The organism is Rufibacter ruber, from assembly GCF_001647275.1.
Lineage (GTDB): Bacteria > Bacteroidota > Bacteroidia > Cytophagales > Hymenobacteraceae > Nibribacter > Nibribacter ruber_C.
Genome location: NZ_LRMM01000013.1, coordinates 1 through 14,707, shown reverse-complemented (window position 1 = coordinate 14,707; position 14,707 = coordinate 1). Strand labels below are relative to the sequence as shown.

The 14,707-nt window shown below is 55.2% G+C and carries 11 protein-coding genes; 8 read left to right on the top strand and 3 right to left on the bottom strand.

What is annotated here, in order from left to right; genetic code table 11:
- Positions 1–180 precede the first annotated feature (180 nt).
- The 3 genes from A8O25_RS07115 to A8O25_RS07105 all read left to right on the top strand — a co-directional run bounded on the left by A8O25_RS07115 (position 181) and on the right by A8O25_RS07105 (position 3,924).
- Positions 181–855, top strand: coding sequence for a DUF2939 domain-containing protein (locus A8O25_RS07115; protein WP_066832686.1), 675 nt, complete (start codon positions 181–183; stop codon positions 853–855).
- Positions 856–972: 117 nt separating this feature from the next.
- A complete protein-coding gene (purU, locus tag A8O25_RS07110; protein ID WP_193788617.1) occupies positions 973–1,803 on the top strand; it encodes a formyltetrahydrofolate deformylase in 831 nt (276 codons plus the stop codon).
- A gap of 216 nt (positions 1,804–2,019) precedes the next feature.
- Positions 2,020–3,924, top strand: coding sequence for a redoxin domain-containing protein (locus A8O25_RS07105; RefSeq protein WP_066832683.1), 1,905 nt, complete (start codon positions 2,020–2,022; stop codon positions 3,922–3,924).
- 593 nt (positions 3,925–4,517) lie between these two features.
- On the opposite strand, the gene A8O25_RS07100 is transcribed toward A8O25_RS07105, so the two are convergent.
- Both A8O25_RS07100 and A8O25_RS07095 read right to left on the bottom strand, forming a co-directional pair.
- Complete coding sequence (locus A8O25_RS07100) at positions 4,518–5,885, bottom strand: deoxyguanosinetriphosphate triphosphohydrolase (RefSeq protein ID WP_082893506.1); 1,368 nt, start codon at positions 5,883–5,885, stop codon at positions 4,518–4,520.
- A gap of 125 nt (positions 5,886–6,010) precedes the next feature.
- Entirely contained in the window at positions 6,011–8,167 is a 2,157-nt protein-coding gene (locus A8O25_RS07095; RefSeq protein ID WP_066832680.1) for an IPT/TIG domain-containing protein, read from the bottom strand.
- 354 nt (positions 8,168–8,521) lie between these two features.
- On the opposite strand from A8O25_RS07095, the gene A8O25_RS07090 reads away from it, so the two are divergent.
- The 4 genes from A8O25_RS07090 to A8O25_RS07075 all read left to right on the top strand — a co-directional run bounded on the left by A8O25_RS07090 (position 8,522) and on the right by A8O25_RS07075 (position 13,323).
- Entirely contained in the window at positions 8,522–8,980 is a 459-nt protein-coding gene (locus A8O25_RS07090) for a hypothetical protein (protein WP_066832677.1), read from the top strand.
- A complete protein-coding gene (locus A8O25_RS07085) occupies positions 8,952–10,100 on the top strand; it encodes a hypothetical protein (RefSeq protein WP_066832675.1) in 1,149 nt (382 codons plus the stop codon). Before A8O25_RS07090 ends, A8O25_RS07085 begins: the two co-directional genes overlap by 29 nt.
- Positions 10,101–10,305: 205 nt before the next feature.
- A complete protein-coding gene (locus A8O25_RS07080; RefSeq protein WP_066832672.1) occupies positions 10,306–12,498 on the top strand; it encodes a prolyl oligopeptidase family serine peptidase in 2,193 nt (730 codons plus the stop codon).
- Positions 12,499–12,846: 348 nt separating this feature from the next.
- Entirely contained in the window at positions 12,847–13,323 is a 477-nt protein-coding gene (locus A8O25_RS07075) for a GNAT family N-acetyltransferase (RefSeq protein WP_066832669.1), read from the top strand.
- Positions 13,324–13,470: 147 nt separating this feature from the next.
- On the opposite strand, the gene A8O25_RS07070 is transcribed toward A8O25_RS07075, so the two are convergent.
- The gene (locus A8O25_RS07070; RefSeq protein WP_066832666.1) at positions 13,471–13,776 is read right to left on the bottom strand and encodes a DUF4286 family protein; all 306 of its coding nucleotides are present in this window, start codon (positions 13,774–13,776) and stop codon (positions 13,471–13,473) included.
- 167 nt (positions 13,777–13,943) lie between these two features.
- Here A8O25_RS07070 and A8O25_RS22435 point away from each other — a divergent pair, with 167 nt between their 5' ends.
- A complete protein-coding gene (locus A8O25_RS22435) occupies positions 13,944–14,672 on the top strand; it encodes an energy transducer TonB (protein WP_161947713.1) in 729 nt (242 codons plus the stop codon).
- The last annotated feature ends 35 nt before the right edge of the window (positions 14,673–14,707 follow it).

The following is a 14,707-nucleotide window of genomic DNA, read 5'->3' as shown; positions in this document are numbered from 1 at the left end:
TCCAACCATCACAAATGCCAAAGGCCTCATAGCGTCTGCAGGGCCTGCGGGCGTCTGGGCCCATTTCTGTTTCTGGCCTATTTTTCTAAAAACAGCTTGAAAACGAAGAAGTGGTCCTAAACTTTAGCCGCGTGTGTATTTTCGCGTAGAAGGAGTAACGTCTGGTTTAAAGGCTGAGATATGAAAAAATCTGTGATCTGGGTAGTGGTGCTGCTCCTGCTGGCGGCGGCGGGCTACTGGCTTTATAAGCGGTACGGGCAGGGGCCGGAGTACTCCCTGTGCAAACTCAAAGAGGCCGTAGACGCCCGTGACATGCAGGCGCTGGAAAAATATGTAGACGTGGAGCAGACCACCACCAGCCTGCTCAACCAGACGGTGCAGGCCGGAATGGCCGACCTGCCGGAGCAGGAACGGGCCATGGCGGCCATGTTTCTGGGTATGGCCATGGCATCACACAAAGACCAGATGCTGGAGGCCATCAGGGAGCAGGTGACGCGCTATGTGGAGCAGGGTACGGCAGAGGGCGGTCCGCCCGCGGGGGTGACGCAGCAGGAGTGGGAACAGGTGCAGGCGCTGCTGCCCATGCAGAAACTGCTAGAAGAAAGCCAACTGGCCCAGAGCAAATTGGAAGGAATCTCGTACGTGAACAGGAAAGACTCGCTGGCCGTGGTGGGGCTGGACCTGCGGGTGCCGTCCAGGGCAGAGCCGGTGGTGGTAGAGGTGCAGATGCGCGACCGTAACGGCTACTGGCAGGTCATTGGCCTGCCCAATGCGGGGCTGGTGCTCAAAGAACTGGGGCTGCTGGAGCTCTGGCGCAACAGCCGAAACCTGCCCAGGCTGAAGCTGCGCATGTAATAAGAATACTTTTCCTCGGCGGTGCCGAACCCGAATTTTTCAACCCATGTAGGCACATTTGCTGTTTTTGACCTACTTTTCTGAAAACAGCCCCAAAACGGCGGCGGCTCCTGACTCATGAACCATATCCTTTTGATTGACTGCCCAGACCGCAAAGGGCTGATCTTTACCATTACACAGATTGTCTTCGGGGCAAACCTGAACATCACCAGCAATGACGAGTTTGTAGACCGCCAGCGCAATCATTTCTTCTTGCGGGCTGAACTGGCCGGCGAGGTGCAGCCCCCGCACCTGGTGGCGCAACTGCAGGCCGTTCTGCCGCCAGAGGCCCACATCAGGCTGGTGCCGGAGCGTAAGAAAGACATTGTGGTGCTGGTTACCAAAGAGCACCACTGCATTGGCGATCTGCTGCTGCGCCATGAGTACGGCGACCTCAACGCCAACCTGCTGGCCGTGGTGGGGAACTACGCAGAGCTGGAAACGCTGGTGGCACGGTTCAACATCCCGTTCCATTTCATTACGCACGAAGGCAAAACCCGGGAGGCGCATGACGCCGAGATGGCGCAAGCCATACAGGCCTACAAGCCCGAGTACGTGGTGCTGGCCAAGTACATGCGCGTGCTGAACCCCCAATTTGTGGAGCAGTTCCCCAACCGCATTATCAATATTCACCACTCGTTTCTGCCCGCTTTCATTGGTGCCAATCCTTATAAGCAGGCGTTTGAGCGCGGCGTGAAGATTATTGGCGCCACCGCCCATTTTGTGAACAATGAGCTGGATGAAGGTCCTATCATTGCCCAGAACGTGATACAGGTGAACCACGCCCAGAGCGCCAGAGATATGGCGCAGGCGGGGCGTGATGTGGAGAAGATTGTGCTGGCGCAGGCGCTTAAGCTGGTATTCTCAGAGAAGGTGTTTGTGAGCAACAACAAGACCATCATCTTTTAGGGATTAGACTTCCTGTTTTGGGGCTGTTTTTCTGAAAACAGCCCCAAAACAGGAAGTCCCTTTCGGCAGGGCCGCCCTGGGTTGCCCGCCCAGCTGCTGGCGCAGATGTTAACGTCCTGTTAAAGTGGGGTATAGATGGTGTAAGTCACGGGGGTTCTGCTAACTTTACTGGAGTTAGTTCTGAAAGAAGTTCCACGTTTTCCCCCTTGCCTGCCCATGAAAACCAAACTACTGTTGCTGCCCGTGCTGTTTAGCGGGGCGCTGGCGTCTGCCCAAATCCCCTCTGGGGCCCTCACGCTAAAACCGGCCCAGCCGAAAGCAGGCCAGGAAATCAAGCTCACCTACAACCCCGCCGGCACTAACCTGGCCAACGTTTCATCGGTGACGGCGCTGGTGTATGCCTACAATGATGACAAGCCCAACGTGCAGGAGGTGGCCATGGCCAAAACCAAGAACGGCTGGGAAGGGAACTTCAAACCCGCCCCCGAGGTAGACGGGGCCGTGGTGCTGTTCCGGCACGAGGAAACCATTGACCACAACAAAGGCAAAGGCTATCCCTTTTACCTCTATGATGCCAAAAAGCAACCGGTGGCGGGAGCGGCGTTTGGGCTGGGGGCTATGCGCGCCGAGTGGGGCTCTTTCATTGAACTGGACCGCGATCCCAAGCAGGCGTTAGAGCTGCTGGAGCAGGAGGAGGCCCGTTTCCCGGCCCGCAAGCGCGAGGTGCTGCCCATCAAGCTCTACACCCTCATGGCCGTGTATAAGGGAGACGAAGGAAAACAGAAAGTAAAGGCTGAGCTGGATGCCCTGAGCAAAGAACCAAACCTGACCGTGAAGGACCTCTCTACCCTGGCTACCTACTACGGCCGCGTGGGCGAAAAAGAGAAAGCCGCGGCCTTTGCCGATCAGGTGAAAGCCAAAGAGCCCAAAGGCGAGTACGTGCAGAGCCAGCGCCGCATGGCCTATTTCATGGAGAAAGACCCAGACAAGCGCAAGGAGCTGGCGTTTGCCTTCGCGGCAGATTTCCCTGCCTATGAGCAGCTGCCCAGCCTGTTGGGCAGTATTGCCATTGACTATGCCGTAGAAGGCAAGATGCAGGAATTTGAAAGCCTGCTGCAAAAGTATCCTTCGGTAGGCACGTCTGGCACGTATAACTCGGCGGCCTGGAAACTGTATGAAAGCGGCGAGAACCTGCCCCAGGCCAAAGCTTTGGCCCAGAAAGGCTACCAGCTGGCCCAGAAGGAAGTAACCCAGCCAACTGCCAAGAAAGATGAGTTCACCCCTGCCTCAGACTGGAAAAAGAGCCGGGAGTATGCCTTAGGCCAGATAGCCGATACCTACGGGGCCATTCTCCTGAAAGAAGGGGACAAAGCCGGGGCCGCCCAATACCTGGCTGAGGCGTACACCTACACCCGCGGCCGCAGCACCAGCATCAATGACCGCTACGCCGAGGTGCTGGCTGCCAGCCCAGACCGTGCGCGCGCCCAGAAAACGTTAGAAGAGATAGTGGCCAGTGGCAACAGCACCCCCAAGGTGAAAGGCTACCTTAAAGACCTTTACACCCAGGCCAAAGGTGAAACCGGCTTTGATACCTATTGGGCAAAAGTAGAGGCCCCGGCCATTGAGAAGCTTAGGGCAGACCTCAAGAAGAAGATCATATCAGAGAAAGCCCCCTCTTTTGAGTTGCTAGATTTGAACGGCAAGCCCGTTTCGCTGGCGTCTCTGAAGGGCAAAACCGTGATAGTAGACTTCTGGGCCACCTGGTGCGGCCCGTGTGTGGCCTCGTTCCCGGGCATGCAGCAGGCCGTGAACAAATTCAAAGACGATGACAAAGTGGCCTTCGTGTTTGTGAACTCCTGGGAAAACGGGGAAGACAAGAAGAAGAGCGCCGGTGACTTCATGGCCAAGAAAAACTACACGTTTCAGGTGCTCCTAGACGACCAGAACAAGATGATAGAAGCCTACAAGGTGACGGGTATCCCCACCAAGTTCGTCTTAGACGGCAACGGCAACATCCGGTTCAAGAGCGTGGGCTACTCTGGCAACAACGAGAAGACCGTGCAGGAGATCAGCATGATGGTAGAACTGCTCAAGCCGGAACTGCTGACCAGCGCGAAGTGATAGATAGCTTGAGTTATGTTAAACAGGAGGGGCCACCGCTGCAACGGTGGCCCCTCCTGTTTTTGGCCTGTTTTTGAAAAAGGAGGCCAAAAACGCGTTTCGCTTTCTTGAGGAAATGAAGAAGAAGCCCACACGACTAATTGCCCTCAACCAGTCATTTAGAGCATGTTTAAATTTTGATGTCGCAAGCGAAAGATAGACTGGTAAGATTCTGCGAAAGCGGTTTTTAAGATGCGTAGGGGAACTACGGGGCGAAAAAAGTGCGAACGCAGGTTCTTAGTAGGGCGTTTTGCAGCGCAAAAGACAAATTTAATGAGCTCAAAGTAATTGGACAGAAATACCTATACAACCTCTCCGCTCTGTCATCCTGGAAGGATCTTGGTGGCGAACTAGATTGGTTCTTATGAACCGCTACTGCCGTTCGCCACCAAGATCTTTTCAAGATGACAAAATAGATAGTTTAATTGGCATCATGCTTAATGCATGTTAACAATTACGCTTGACCGGCAAATGTAAAGCGCTTTTAGCCTGCTCTACCTCACTCAAAATCCCTTTGCTCAATCAGTTACCATCAACTCGCCTCAACCATTCACCTAGTACATCTTGGGCAACTCAATTCCCTTGATCTTGCGGTATAAACTAATGGCAGTGCTGTCTGTGAGCCCAGAGATAAAGTCTGTGATGTTCAGGATGCGCTCATAAGCATCTGTCGCAATTTTCCGGTCACGGGCCAGGTACTGGTCTGGGATCAGGTCCAGGTATTTTCTGTGGCGGCTGGCGGTGGGGTTGAACACGGCTTTGAGGAAGGCATCCAGCAAACCGCCCAGCACCTCAAAGCCGGCGGCCTCAATCTCCAGCACGGGGCGGTTGCGGTATATCTTCTCAATAGACACTGCCTTGATCTGGTCTAGGGCCGCCTTCTGCTGGATCTCATTGATGAGCGGCTGGTCATACGTGCCTGCCAGAATGGCTTCTTCGTGCCGCAAAAAAATAGCGGCGCATTCCTGAATCAGGTTGCCTATGATGAGGGCCCGCCAGAAGCCCAGCTGCTCATGCCGGTCATAAAATTCTATGCTGGACTTTCTGCCCGGGTCCCGGTTCAGGAGGGGCTGCAACAGGGCTTCTGCCTGCTCAAACGGGATCAGGCCCAGTTTGCAGCCGTCTTCAAAGTCAATGATGCGGTAACAGATATCATCAGCGGCTTCTACCAGAAACGCCAGCGGGTGCCGGTGAAAGGTGTGCTCCCCGCTGGGGATCAAGCCCAGTTCAGTGGCAATCATCTGGAAATGTGCCTGTTCAGACTGGAAGAAGCCGTATTTTTTCTCGCTGGTGCGCCGGGTGCCTTTCACTACCTGGTCAGAGGGGCGCGGGTATTTGGTGAAGGTGGCCAGGGTGCTGTAGGTGAGGCGCATGCCGCAGCTGCCGCTGCTCTGGCCCGGGTGCGTGTGCGTGAGAATTCTGAACCCGGCGGCGTTGCCCTCAAAATTCTGCAGGTCGGTTTTCTGGGCCTGGGTGAGCGAAAGCAGGTAAGGCGCGGCTTCGTCACTCTTGAAATAGGCAGAGATGGCGTCTTCGCCGGAATGCCCGAAGGGCGGGTTGCCAATGTCATGCGCCAAACAGGCCGCCGCCACCATGTCGCCAAAGTCAGAGGGTTCCAGGTGCGGGTGTGTCTCTTTCAGGGCGGGGTACTTTTCCAGAATAGTCTTACCCACCATGCGGCCCAAAGACCGGCCTACGCACGAGGTTTCCAGGCTGTGGGTGAGGCGGTTGTGCACAAAGTCACTTTCGGGCATGGGCATGACCTGCGTCTTGTTCTGCAATCGCCGGAACGGCGAAGAAAACACAATGCGGTCATAGTCTATCTGGAAGTCTCCGCGCACCGAGGTGTCTGTGGCGGCGGATGAGGCTGGGGCGGCAGCGCGCTCTTTGGAGATGAGGCGCTCCCATTTCATCTGTGGCATGGCAAACTCTAAAACACTAAGCTACGGTTACCCGCGCTCCCATGCAAGCCCCTGGCTGCCCATCTGGGCAAATTGCGTTTTGGGGCTGTTTTTGAGAAAACAGCCCCAAAACAGCATGTGCGCTTCTACTCCAGTTTCAGGTACCGGAACACGCCGTTGCCATTCTTAGACTGCCACCTGATCAGGAAGAGCCCGCGGGCAATGCCCGGTAAGGTGAGCTCATACCTCTTTACCTGGGGCACTACAAGAATGGTGAAGCCAGAATACCTGCGGCCAGAGGGGTCAAAGATGGCCATCTCCAGCTGGTCAACCTCCGGGGATTCAAAGTACAGGAAGGTGGTGGCCCCGCCCGGGTTGGGAGAAAGCGCTTGGGTGAAGGAAGGCCCCATGATTTCTACGGCCTCAGAATACTCTACATTGCCATTCCCCTTGATCAGCCGCAGGCGGTAATAGGCGAGGTTGGCAAGCGGGGAGTCATCTGTAAACTGGTAGGTGCGGGGCGTGGTAGAGGTGCCGCCTGCCGTTACCCGGGCTATCTCTGTAAAAGAAGACCCGTTGGTGCTGCGTTCTATGGCATAGGCCACCAGGTTCTCTTCTGTCTCTGATCCCCATTGCAGGAGCACGGTATTGTCTGCAGGCTGGTACTGCCCCTGCAGCGGCAGCAGCTTTACCGGAATGGCGCAGGCGCTTGTAGGTTTCCGGACCATGGGAGCGGCGTCACACCCGTTTGCCTGCACACTGAGGTTCATGACATAGTTGCCGCCGGCAATGTCATTGGTGGCGTTGAGGCTTCTGGAGATCTGTGCCCGGGCCACGGCGTAATGCATCACCGCCCGGGGCAGAATCAAATGGCTTAACTGGTGGCCGTGCCCCAGCTCATGCAGCACCACTGAATGAAAGTCAAACTGCTGGTTACTGGGGTTGCCGGGGCCGTACTGCCAATCAGGCCGCTGGGCAAACTCCAGGTCCATCTCCCTGGCCCAGAAAGTAACATCAGAGCCGGTGAGGCAACCGGTGTAGCGGCTAATGCACCGGCCCAGTACGTTGGCGGGCAGTTCCCCTGACTCTACAAAGCGTACAGAGTTCACCTTGTCATCTGCGGTGCGGGCCACGGCGGCATTTGAGGCCACATCCCAGTTCACAAACGTGTTGCAGGACCACTCGTTCATAGACTGCTTAAAGGCATAAAGGGCAGGCTTGTTGGTTTCAAAGCTGGCGCCAAACCTGAAGGTATAGCCTCCGCGGCCGTTCTGGTTAATCAGCCGGGGCATGTAGCTGCGCTCAGGCATGTTGCGGCTGTCATTTTTATACAGCACATTGGTGTGCGCATACTGGATGACCAGTTGCGTGAGAGAAGTACCCGGGGTGGCGTCTTCATTGCTTGCCACCCTGAAAACCCCGCTTCCGGCGGTGCCGTTGTCTAGCCCGGCAGTTGGTACCAGCACCTTGATCTCTGTATTGGACCAGCTTACGTAGTCAGTGGGCAGCGGTTTTATGTACGTAGCCCCGCCATCATCTGCGTTTTTGAACTCTACGTAGCCATTGCCGCGGCTGGCGCCGAAGTTGTTGCCCGTGATGGTTAACACATCACCGGTGCCGGCCCGTAGGCTTTTGGGGCTGAAGTCAGAGATGGAGGGAACCAGCCGGCGTTGGGTGGGGGCGGGATTGGTGTCAGGTTTCTGCTTAAGCGCTTTTTCTAAGGGAACATTGGTCTTCACGGCCCTAAGCGCCGCCCCGGGCAGACGGGTGAGCGCCGGGTACAGCTGCTGCGGAATTGAGGCGTACCGGGCAAAGGGATCACGGGCGGTGCCCTGCGGAAGCTGGTACTGGATAAACCCCTGCAGACTGCCGTACACGCTAAACTGGGGCTGACCGGCAGTGCCTTTGGCAGGCTGCAGGAAGAACACCCCTTGCTGCTGGGGCTGTAGTTTAAGCGTGGCAGAATAGACATGCAGGTCCAACCCCACCTGGCCGCCCTCAGTGATCACTTCTACGGTTCCGGCAGAGGGCAGCCCCTTGAACACCTTGTAGACTTCTACCTGGTGGGCGGTGTAGATGTTCTCATGGCGGCTGTCCCAGAAGGAGCGGCTGCTCAGAACCTGGCCCTCCACCACTAAGGTAGCTTGCTGCATACGCTCTTCCAGCGGCAGCGGCAGCAGCGAGCAGGCATCTTGCGCCCAGGCGGGGGGCGTACTTGTCAGGCAAAGGCCTAGGATCACCAGAGAAGTGAAAAAGCAGGTATTCTTCAGGAAAAGGGCACGGCGGGTAAACCAGTGTTTCATACGGTGGCGTGTGACAGGGACAAATGCGCTGGAAAGCGTTCAAACTACTCTGGGGGGAGAAAGATACCAGACCCGCTGCAGGTTTCCAACTGGCCTGTCTACGGGAAAGGAAGCAGCGGGGATTGACAAAAAAAGAGAGGCATTCACCCGTAAACAGGTAAACGCCTCTCTCGCTAAACAGGAACTACTTCCCTTTTAGAACGAAAAGCAGGCGGTCATATTGTAATCAGGGAGAAGAAACCTATTTTGGGCCTGATTTCTGGAAAACAGGCCCAAAACGCGTACCCTTGCCCTGCCTGCTTGCCCGGTTGTAACGCTGTAAAAAAGCAGGATTGGATTTCTTCGTTACCCTTTATGCTGTCATCTTCTAAAAGGCTGTTGTACACCAAAGTGCTGGTAGTGGTGAGTGTGGCAGGGTCTCTGTGCACAAGCCTCACGCTGCGGGCCGGCTGGGGCGAACTTTACCCCTTTGCCAACTGGAAGCTGTTTACCCAGCCGCGCGGCAGTAACGGGCTGTACAGCAGCTACCGCATCTATACCCTGCAGCCGGGAGACTCCGTCTTTCGGCGCCAGCCGGTTAGGGCTACGCGCCTCTTTAACCAGGATGATTATGTCTACGCCCTGGACTATCTGGTAAACAGCACCCTGGCAGACTCCACGGGAACCGGTGCCAGCTCTCTCAAGCTGCAGGCGCTGGTAAAGCATCTGTACCCGGGCGCCACGGCCTACCGGGTTGTGCGGGAAAGCACTACGCCGCAGCAACTCCTTCACCAACCTCACATGTATGAAGCAGACACCGTTGCCCGTTTCTGACCGGGTGGTTGATACGTCAACGCAGCGGGGTGGCTGGAGCGCCGCCGGCAGGCACAACCGTTACCTGAGGACAGCGGTAGATTTTTTCTATGCAGAGACGGCCTTCAGAGCCTTCACTTTTCTGTGGCTCTATTGGGCTATGGCCAAGTTTGAGTTGCTCCTGGAGCGCCCCCGTGTCTTATACACCCCCATGAACGCAATCGCTGAATCTATAGCGCCGGTGCTTCCGGCTAAACCTGCTTTCTGGGCTGTATTGTGCGTAGCCGCAGTGGCCAACCTGGCCAAGATTTTCTGCCGGCAGACTGTATGGCTGCAAGGGCTGTTGGTGGGCTGCCTTCTGTGGGCCAATCTTGTTCTGTGGGGTTACGGTTTTCTTTCACATATAAACCACGTGTTCCTGTTGGCGCATCTGTTTCTGGTATGGGTGGCGGTGGAAAAACCATCTAACAACCCGCCCAGCCGGGAGCAGTTCCAGACTATTAACTGGTTTTATCTGGGGTTGCTCTTCACATACACCCTGGCGGGGCTCTGGAAAGTGGGGGCTTTGGGGCGTAAGTTGCTGATGAGCTCGGGAGATGTGCACTGGCTGAAACCGGAGGCGGCGCTGTACAACGCCCTGGTCAGTTTCAGGGATTATGACCAGCCGTTCCCGTACGCGCAGCTGTTCCTGGGTTACCCGTGGGTGTGGCAAGTAGGTTTTGTGTTGGTGGTGTACCTGCAAGTGGCCTCGGTTTTTGCCGCCTGGCGCCCCGCGCTGCGCCCCTGGGTGGGCTTCTTTCTCGTGTGTTTTCACCTGCTGAACCAGTTCGCTTTCCTGATATTCTTTAAAGTGACGTGCCTGGTACTGCTGTGTCTTTTCTTCCCGTACAGCTGGCTGCTGCCGGCTTACCGCCGCAGGAAGCTGTCTCCGGCGCACGCAGCCTTCCAGGGGAAATTCTTGGCGGCTACGTACAAACGGCTCTACGCCAACGGCGAAGAAGATTCTTTTAACGGGTTTGAGGCGTACCGGCAGCTGTGGGTAGATACGTACGGCTATGCGGCAGGCATATTTTACCTGCCGGGCATCAACACTGCAGTCTCTTTTTTTATGCGGGTATTCAGAGGGGGAAACGCTGGTTGACATATGCCTTAAAAAAAACTGGGCAAGCTTGAATTCAGCCATTGTGGGGGTACTTCTTCTGTTTTCGCTGTTTTGACAAAAACAGGCCGAAAACAGGACTGCCTCCTCCTTTCAAAGCAGAAGGCCCACTTCCTGCAGGCGTAAAACCATGGCCGTTGTTTGTCTGGATGGGAGCCGGTAAATTAGGGAATCCAAAAACAATCTTATGAGAAAAGCGTCTTTGTATTGGTTGGCCAGCGCGCTCCTGGTGGGGGCCGGCTGTAAAACCAGTTCCCCCGCCAGTACCCCTGTGTCAGATGCAAAAGCTGCCGCCCCCGTAATGGCGAGTAAACCTTTCACCATGTACCCGAAAACCAAGAAGACAGAGCATGTTGATACCTACCACGGCTTCCAGGTGCCAGACCCGTACCGCTGGCTGGAAGCCGATACCGCCCAGGAGGTAGCCGACTGGGTGAAAGCCCAGAACGAAGTGACCTTTGATTACCTGGCCAGGATCCCGTTCAGGGGGCAGATCAAGGAGCGCCTCACCAAGCTCTGGAACTACCCCAAATACGGCGCACCGTTCAAAGAGGGAGACTATTACTACTTCTACAAGAATGACGGGCTGCAGAACCAGGCGGTGCTGTACCGTCAGAAAGGCCTGAACGGAGCCCCAGAGGTGTTCTTAGACCCTAATAAACTGTCTTCAGACGGGACCACCTCTCTGGGGAGCGTGGCTTTCAGCAAAGATGCCAAATATGCCGTCTATACCACCTCCACCGGTGGTTCTGACTGGCGTGATGCCTACGTGCTGGACGTGGCCACCGGTCAAAAACTTTCTGATGAGCTGCACTGGATCAAGTTCTCCGGCACCAGCTGGCACAAAGACGGCTTCTTCTACAGCCGCTATGATGAGCCAACCAAAGGGTCTAAACTGGCCAACAAAAACGAGTACCACAAAGTGTACTACCACAAGATTGGCACGCCGCAGAGCCAGGACCAGCTGATCTGGGAAGACAGGGAACACCCCCTGCGTCTGCTGTTCGCCAGCACCACCCAAGATGAGCGCTACCTTGTTCTCACCGCCTCTGAAGGCACCAGCAACAACAGCCTCTATGTGAAGGATCTTACCAAGGCCAACAGCCCCATTCTGCCGCTGGTAGAGAGCTTTGACAAAGAGTACGGCGTGGTGGAGAACATTGGGGACCAACTGGTGGTACTCACCAACCAAGGTGCGCCTAAATACAAGCTGATCCAGATTGACCTCAAGAAGCCGCAGCCGGCCCACTGGAAGACCCTGGTGCCAGAGACCGGCCATGTGCTGAACTACGCCACTTTGGTGGGCGGGCGGCTCATCTTGAACTACATGAAAGACGCCGCTACGCTGGTGCGGGTGCATGACACGGCGGGTAAATGGCTGCATGACGTGCAGTTGCCTACCATTGGCACGGCTGGCGGCTTTGGCGGGAAGAAAGAGGACAAGACGGTTTTCTACACCTTCACCTCCTACACCTACCCCAGCGCCATTTACCAGTATGAGGTAGCCGCCAACAAATCTACCCTCTTCCGCAAGGCGGAGGTAGACGTAGACATGGATGCCTATGAGACCAGGCAAATCTTCTACACCAGCAAAGACGGCACCAGGGTGCCCATGTTCATCACCCACAAGAAGGGGCTGCAGCTGAACGGCAACAACCCCACCTACCTCTACGCCTACGGCGGATTTAACAGTTCGCAGACCCCGGGCTTCAGCATCTCCCGCATGCTGTGGCTGGAGAATGGCGGGGTGCTGGCCATTGCCAACATCAGGGGCGGCGGTGAGTACGGGGAGGCGTGGCACAAGGCGGGCATGACACACAACAAGCAGAACGTGTTTGATGATTTCATTGCCGCCGCAGAGTATCTGGTCAATCAGAAATACACCTCTTCGCAGAAACTGGCCATTGCCGGTGGCTCTAACGGCGGGTTGTTGATTGGCGCGGTGGCCAACCAGCGTCCTGACCTGTTCAAAGTGGCTCTGCCGGCCGTGGGCGTGATGGACATGCTGCGGTTCCACAAATTTACCATTGGTTGGGCGTGGGTGCCGGAATACGGTTCTTCTGATGATGCTGCGCAGTTCCAGAACCTGCGTCAGTTCTCTCCTGTCCACAACATCAAAGAAGGCGTGCAGTACCCGGCCACACTGGTGACCACGGCAGACCATGATGACCGCGTGGTGCCGGCGCACTCGTTTAAGTACATTGCCACGCTGCAGGAGAAAGCCGCCCCCGGCAACCCGTACCTGATCAGGGTAGACGTAAAAGCGGGTCACGGCGCCGGTAAATCAACGGCCGCCCAGATTGCCGAAGCGACTGATATCTGGTCGTTCACGTACTTTAACATGGGCGTGCACCCATTTGGGGCACAGGAGCAGCAATAGAGCGTGCTGCACAGGCTCTGCCGCCCAGAAGCGGTTTCTGTTTCTGGGCTGTTTTTCTGGAAACAGGCTTAAAACGGATGAACCTGCGCTTTTCCTTCCGGCAGGAACTATAAGGCTCAGATTGCGAGCGGCTTTTGGTCTAGCGGGAGATTTAATTCGTATATTGAGGAATATTCACCTAACCACTACCGCTATGGCCAAAGGAAAAGCACCCGCTAAAGAAAAAGGGAAAAAGGAAGCCACCAAGACCCTGAAAGAGAAACGGGCCGAGAAACAGCAAAAGCGGGACTCTAAAAGGGATTAAACTATTGGCAGGGCTGTGTATATTTGGCCTTTCTACCCTTGTTTATGAGCCTTACCGTCACCATTAGAAAAGGAACCCAGCAAGATCTGGCCGCCGTGCACGCGCTGGTGGTGGAGTTGGCCGTGTATGAAAAAGCGCCCAATGAAGTCACCAACACCTTAGAAGACATGCAGCGCGACGGTTTTGGCGGGCAGCCTATCTTTGAGTTCTACGTGGCAGACGCTGCCGAGGAAGGCATTGTAGGCATTGCCCTCTACTATACCGCCTACTCCACCTGGAAAGGCAAGATGCTGTTTCTGGAAGACATTGTGGTGACTGAGCGGGTACGCCGCCAGGGAATTGGCCGCCTGTTGTTCAATGCGGTAGTGAAAGCAGCCCAGGCAGGAAACTACAAGCGCATGAAATGGCAGGTGTTGAACTGGAACGAGCCCGCCATCAACTTCTACCGCAGCATTGGCGCCAATCTGGACGGCGAGTGGATCAACTGCAACCTTACCCAGGAGCAGCTGCAGCAGCTCTAACGGCCCCTATCATAGAAACAGCCCGAAAGCGCCTCAGGCGTTTTCGGGCTGTTTTGGTAAAAACAGGTCAGAAACAGGGAGCCGCCAGTTGGCTTAGCAAGCTTTGGCTTACGGCCTAACCACGGTGCACGGTACCCCCGTCACAGGTTACCCTACTACTTCCAGCACGGTTCTGAAGGCCGCGTACTTGCCGGGGTAGCGGGCTTGCATCTTGGCCTGCATGTTCTTGTCATGGTCACGGTGGTACTCCTGCAGGTCGGTTAGGTGGCGGGCAAAGTACTGCACCGCAAACGTGGTGCCGCCGGTGTCTTCGTCTTCCATGACTTTGGCAATCTGGTAGTTTACAAAATAGGTGGTGGCCATCACCTCCGGAATATGGGTTTCCTTCATCCACTCCAGCCACTCAGCGGCCACGGCATTGTCTATGCTAACGGTTTCGTTGAAAAGAATCATTCTCAAAAATACTGCTTATCTTGTTATAACATGCAAGTGCGCGTAAAGGTGCCCTTGCTCTTTCAGGCTTTCAGACTCTCATCTTTATGTGCAGGTTGCTGGTTCTCTTGTTTTTTTCTCTGCTGGTGCCGTTTTCCGGTTTCTGCCAGACAGATAGTGTTCAGTATTTGGATGAAGACTTTGAGCCGGTGCCGCAAGCCCAGGCCACTTACTATAGAATAAGGCAGGTAACAGATGCCCAAACCGGCAGAGGTTACCAGAAAGACTTCTTTCTGACAGGAGAGAAAGTGGAGGAAATAAATTTCAGCAAAATGGATTCCCTTCGGGAGGGGCTTTCTGCCAAATGGTTTAAAAATGGGCAGCTTAAAGAAAGGGACATCTACGTAAAGGGCGTCCGGGAAGGTAAGTCAGAGGCATGGTTTGAAAACGGCCAGCAACGGTGGGTGTATACCTACCTCAATGGCAAGCCACATGGCATCTTACAGTCGTTTCATAGCAACAGCCAGCTTAAGCGGCATGATGTGTATAAACAGGGGAAATTAATAGAAGGCCATTGCTATGATGAAAACGGCAAAAAGATCCCCCACTTTTACTACGAGATAATGCCTGAGTTTCCCGGGGGCTTCCAGGAAATGATGAGATTCCTGGCCAGGAACATGAAAAAGGAATTTATGAAAGGGCCTGATAAAGTAGACGGTTTGGCGGTAGTTACATTTGTGATAGATGAAAAAGGCGAGGTAACCAGCGTAAAAGTTAAGAGAACCACCCATGCTTTTCTGGGAGACATTGGTGTGAGGGTGGTGCAAAGTATGCCCAGGTGGAAGCCAGGCCTGCAAGACGGGGAGCCTGTCCCAGTAAAATTCACGGTGCCGGTAAGGTCTGTCGCCACCAATTAAGCATTCCTGTTTTCGGCCTGTTTTCACAAAAACAG

What these genes read in the sequence shown, in the direction of transcription:
- A8O25_RS07070 (WP_066832666.1), bottom strand. Translation starts at nt 13,776, where the DNA reads ATGATTCTTTTCAACGAAACCGTTAGCATAGACAATGCCGTGGCCGCT.
- A8O25_RS07100 (WP_082893506.1), bottom strand. Translation starts at nt 5,885, where the DNA reads ATGCCACAGATGAAATGGGAGCGCCTCATCTCCAAAGAGCGCGCTGCC.
- A8O25_RS07115 (WP_066832686.1), top strand. Translation starts at nt 181, where the DNA reads ATGAAAAAATCTGTGATCTGGGTAGTGGTGCTGCTCCTGCTGGCGGCG.
- A8O25_RS07105 (WP_066832683.1), top strand. Translation starts at nt 2,020, where the DNA reads ATGAAAACCAAACTACTGTTGCTGCCCGTGCTGTTTAGCGGGGCGCTG.
- A8O25_RS07090 (WP_066832677.1), top strand. Translation starts at nt 8,522, where the DNA reads ATGCTGTCATCTTCTAAAAGGCTGTTGTACACCAAAGTGCTGGTAGTG.
- purU (WP_193788617.1), top strand. Translation starts at nt 973, where the DNA reads ATGAACCATATCCTTTTGATTGACTGCCCAGACCGCAAAGGGCTGATC.
- A8O25_RS07095 (WP_066832680.1), bottom strand. Translation starts at nt 8,167, where the DNA reads ATGAAACACTGGTTTACCCGCCGTGCCCTTTTCCTGAAGAATACCTGC.
- A8O25_RS07075 (WP_066832669.1), top strand. Translation starts at nt 12,847, where the DNA reads ATGAGCCTTACCGTCACCATTAGAAAAGGAACCCAGCAAGATCTGGCC.
- A8O25_RS07080 (WP_066832672.1), top strand. Translation starts at nt 10,306, where the DNA reads ATGAGAAAAGCGTCTTTGTATTGGTTGGCCAGCGCGCTCCTGGTGGGG.
- A8O25_RS07085 (WP_066832675.1), top strand. Translation starts at nt 8,952, where the DNA reads ATGAAGCAGACACCGTTGCCCGTTTCTGACCGGGTGGTTGATACGTCA.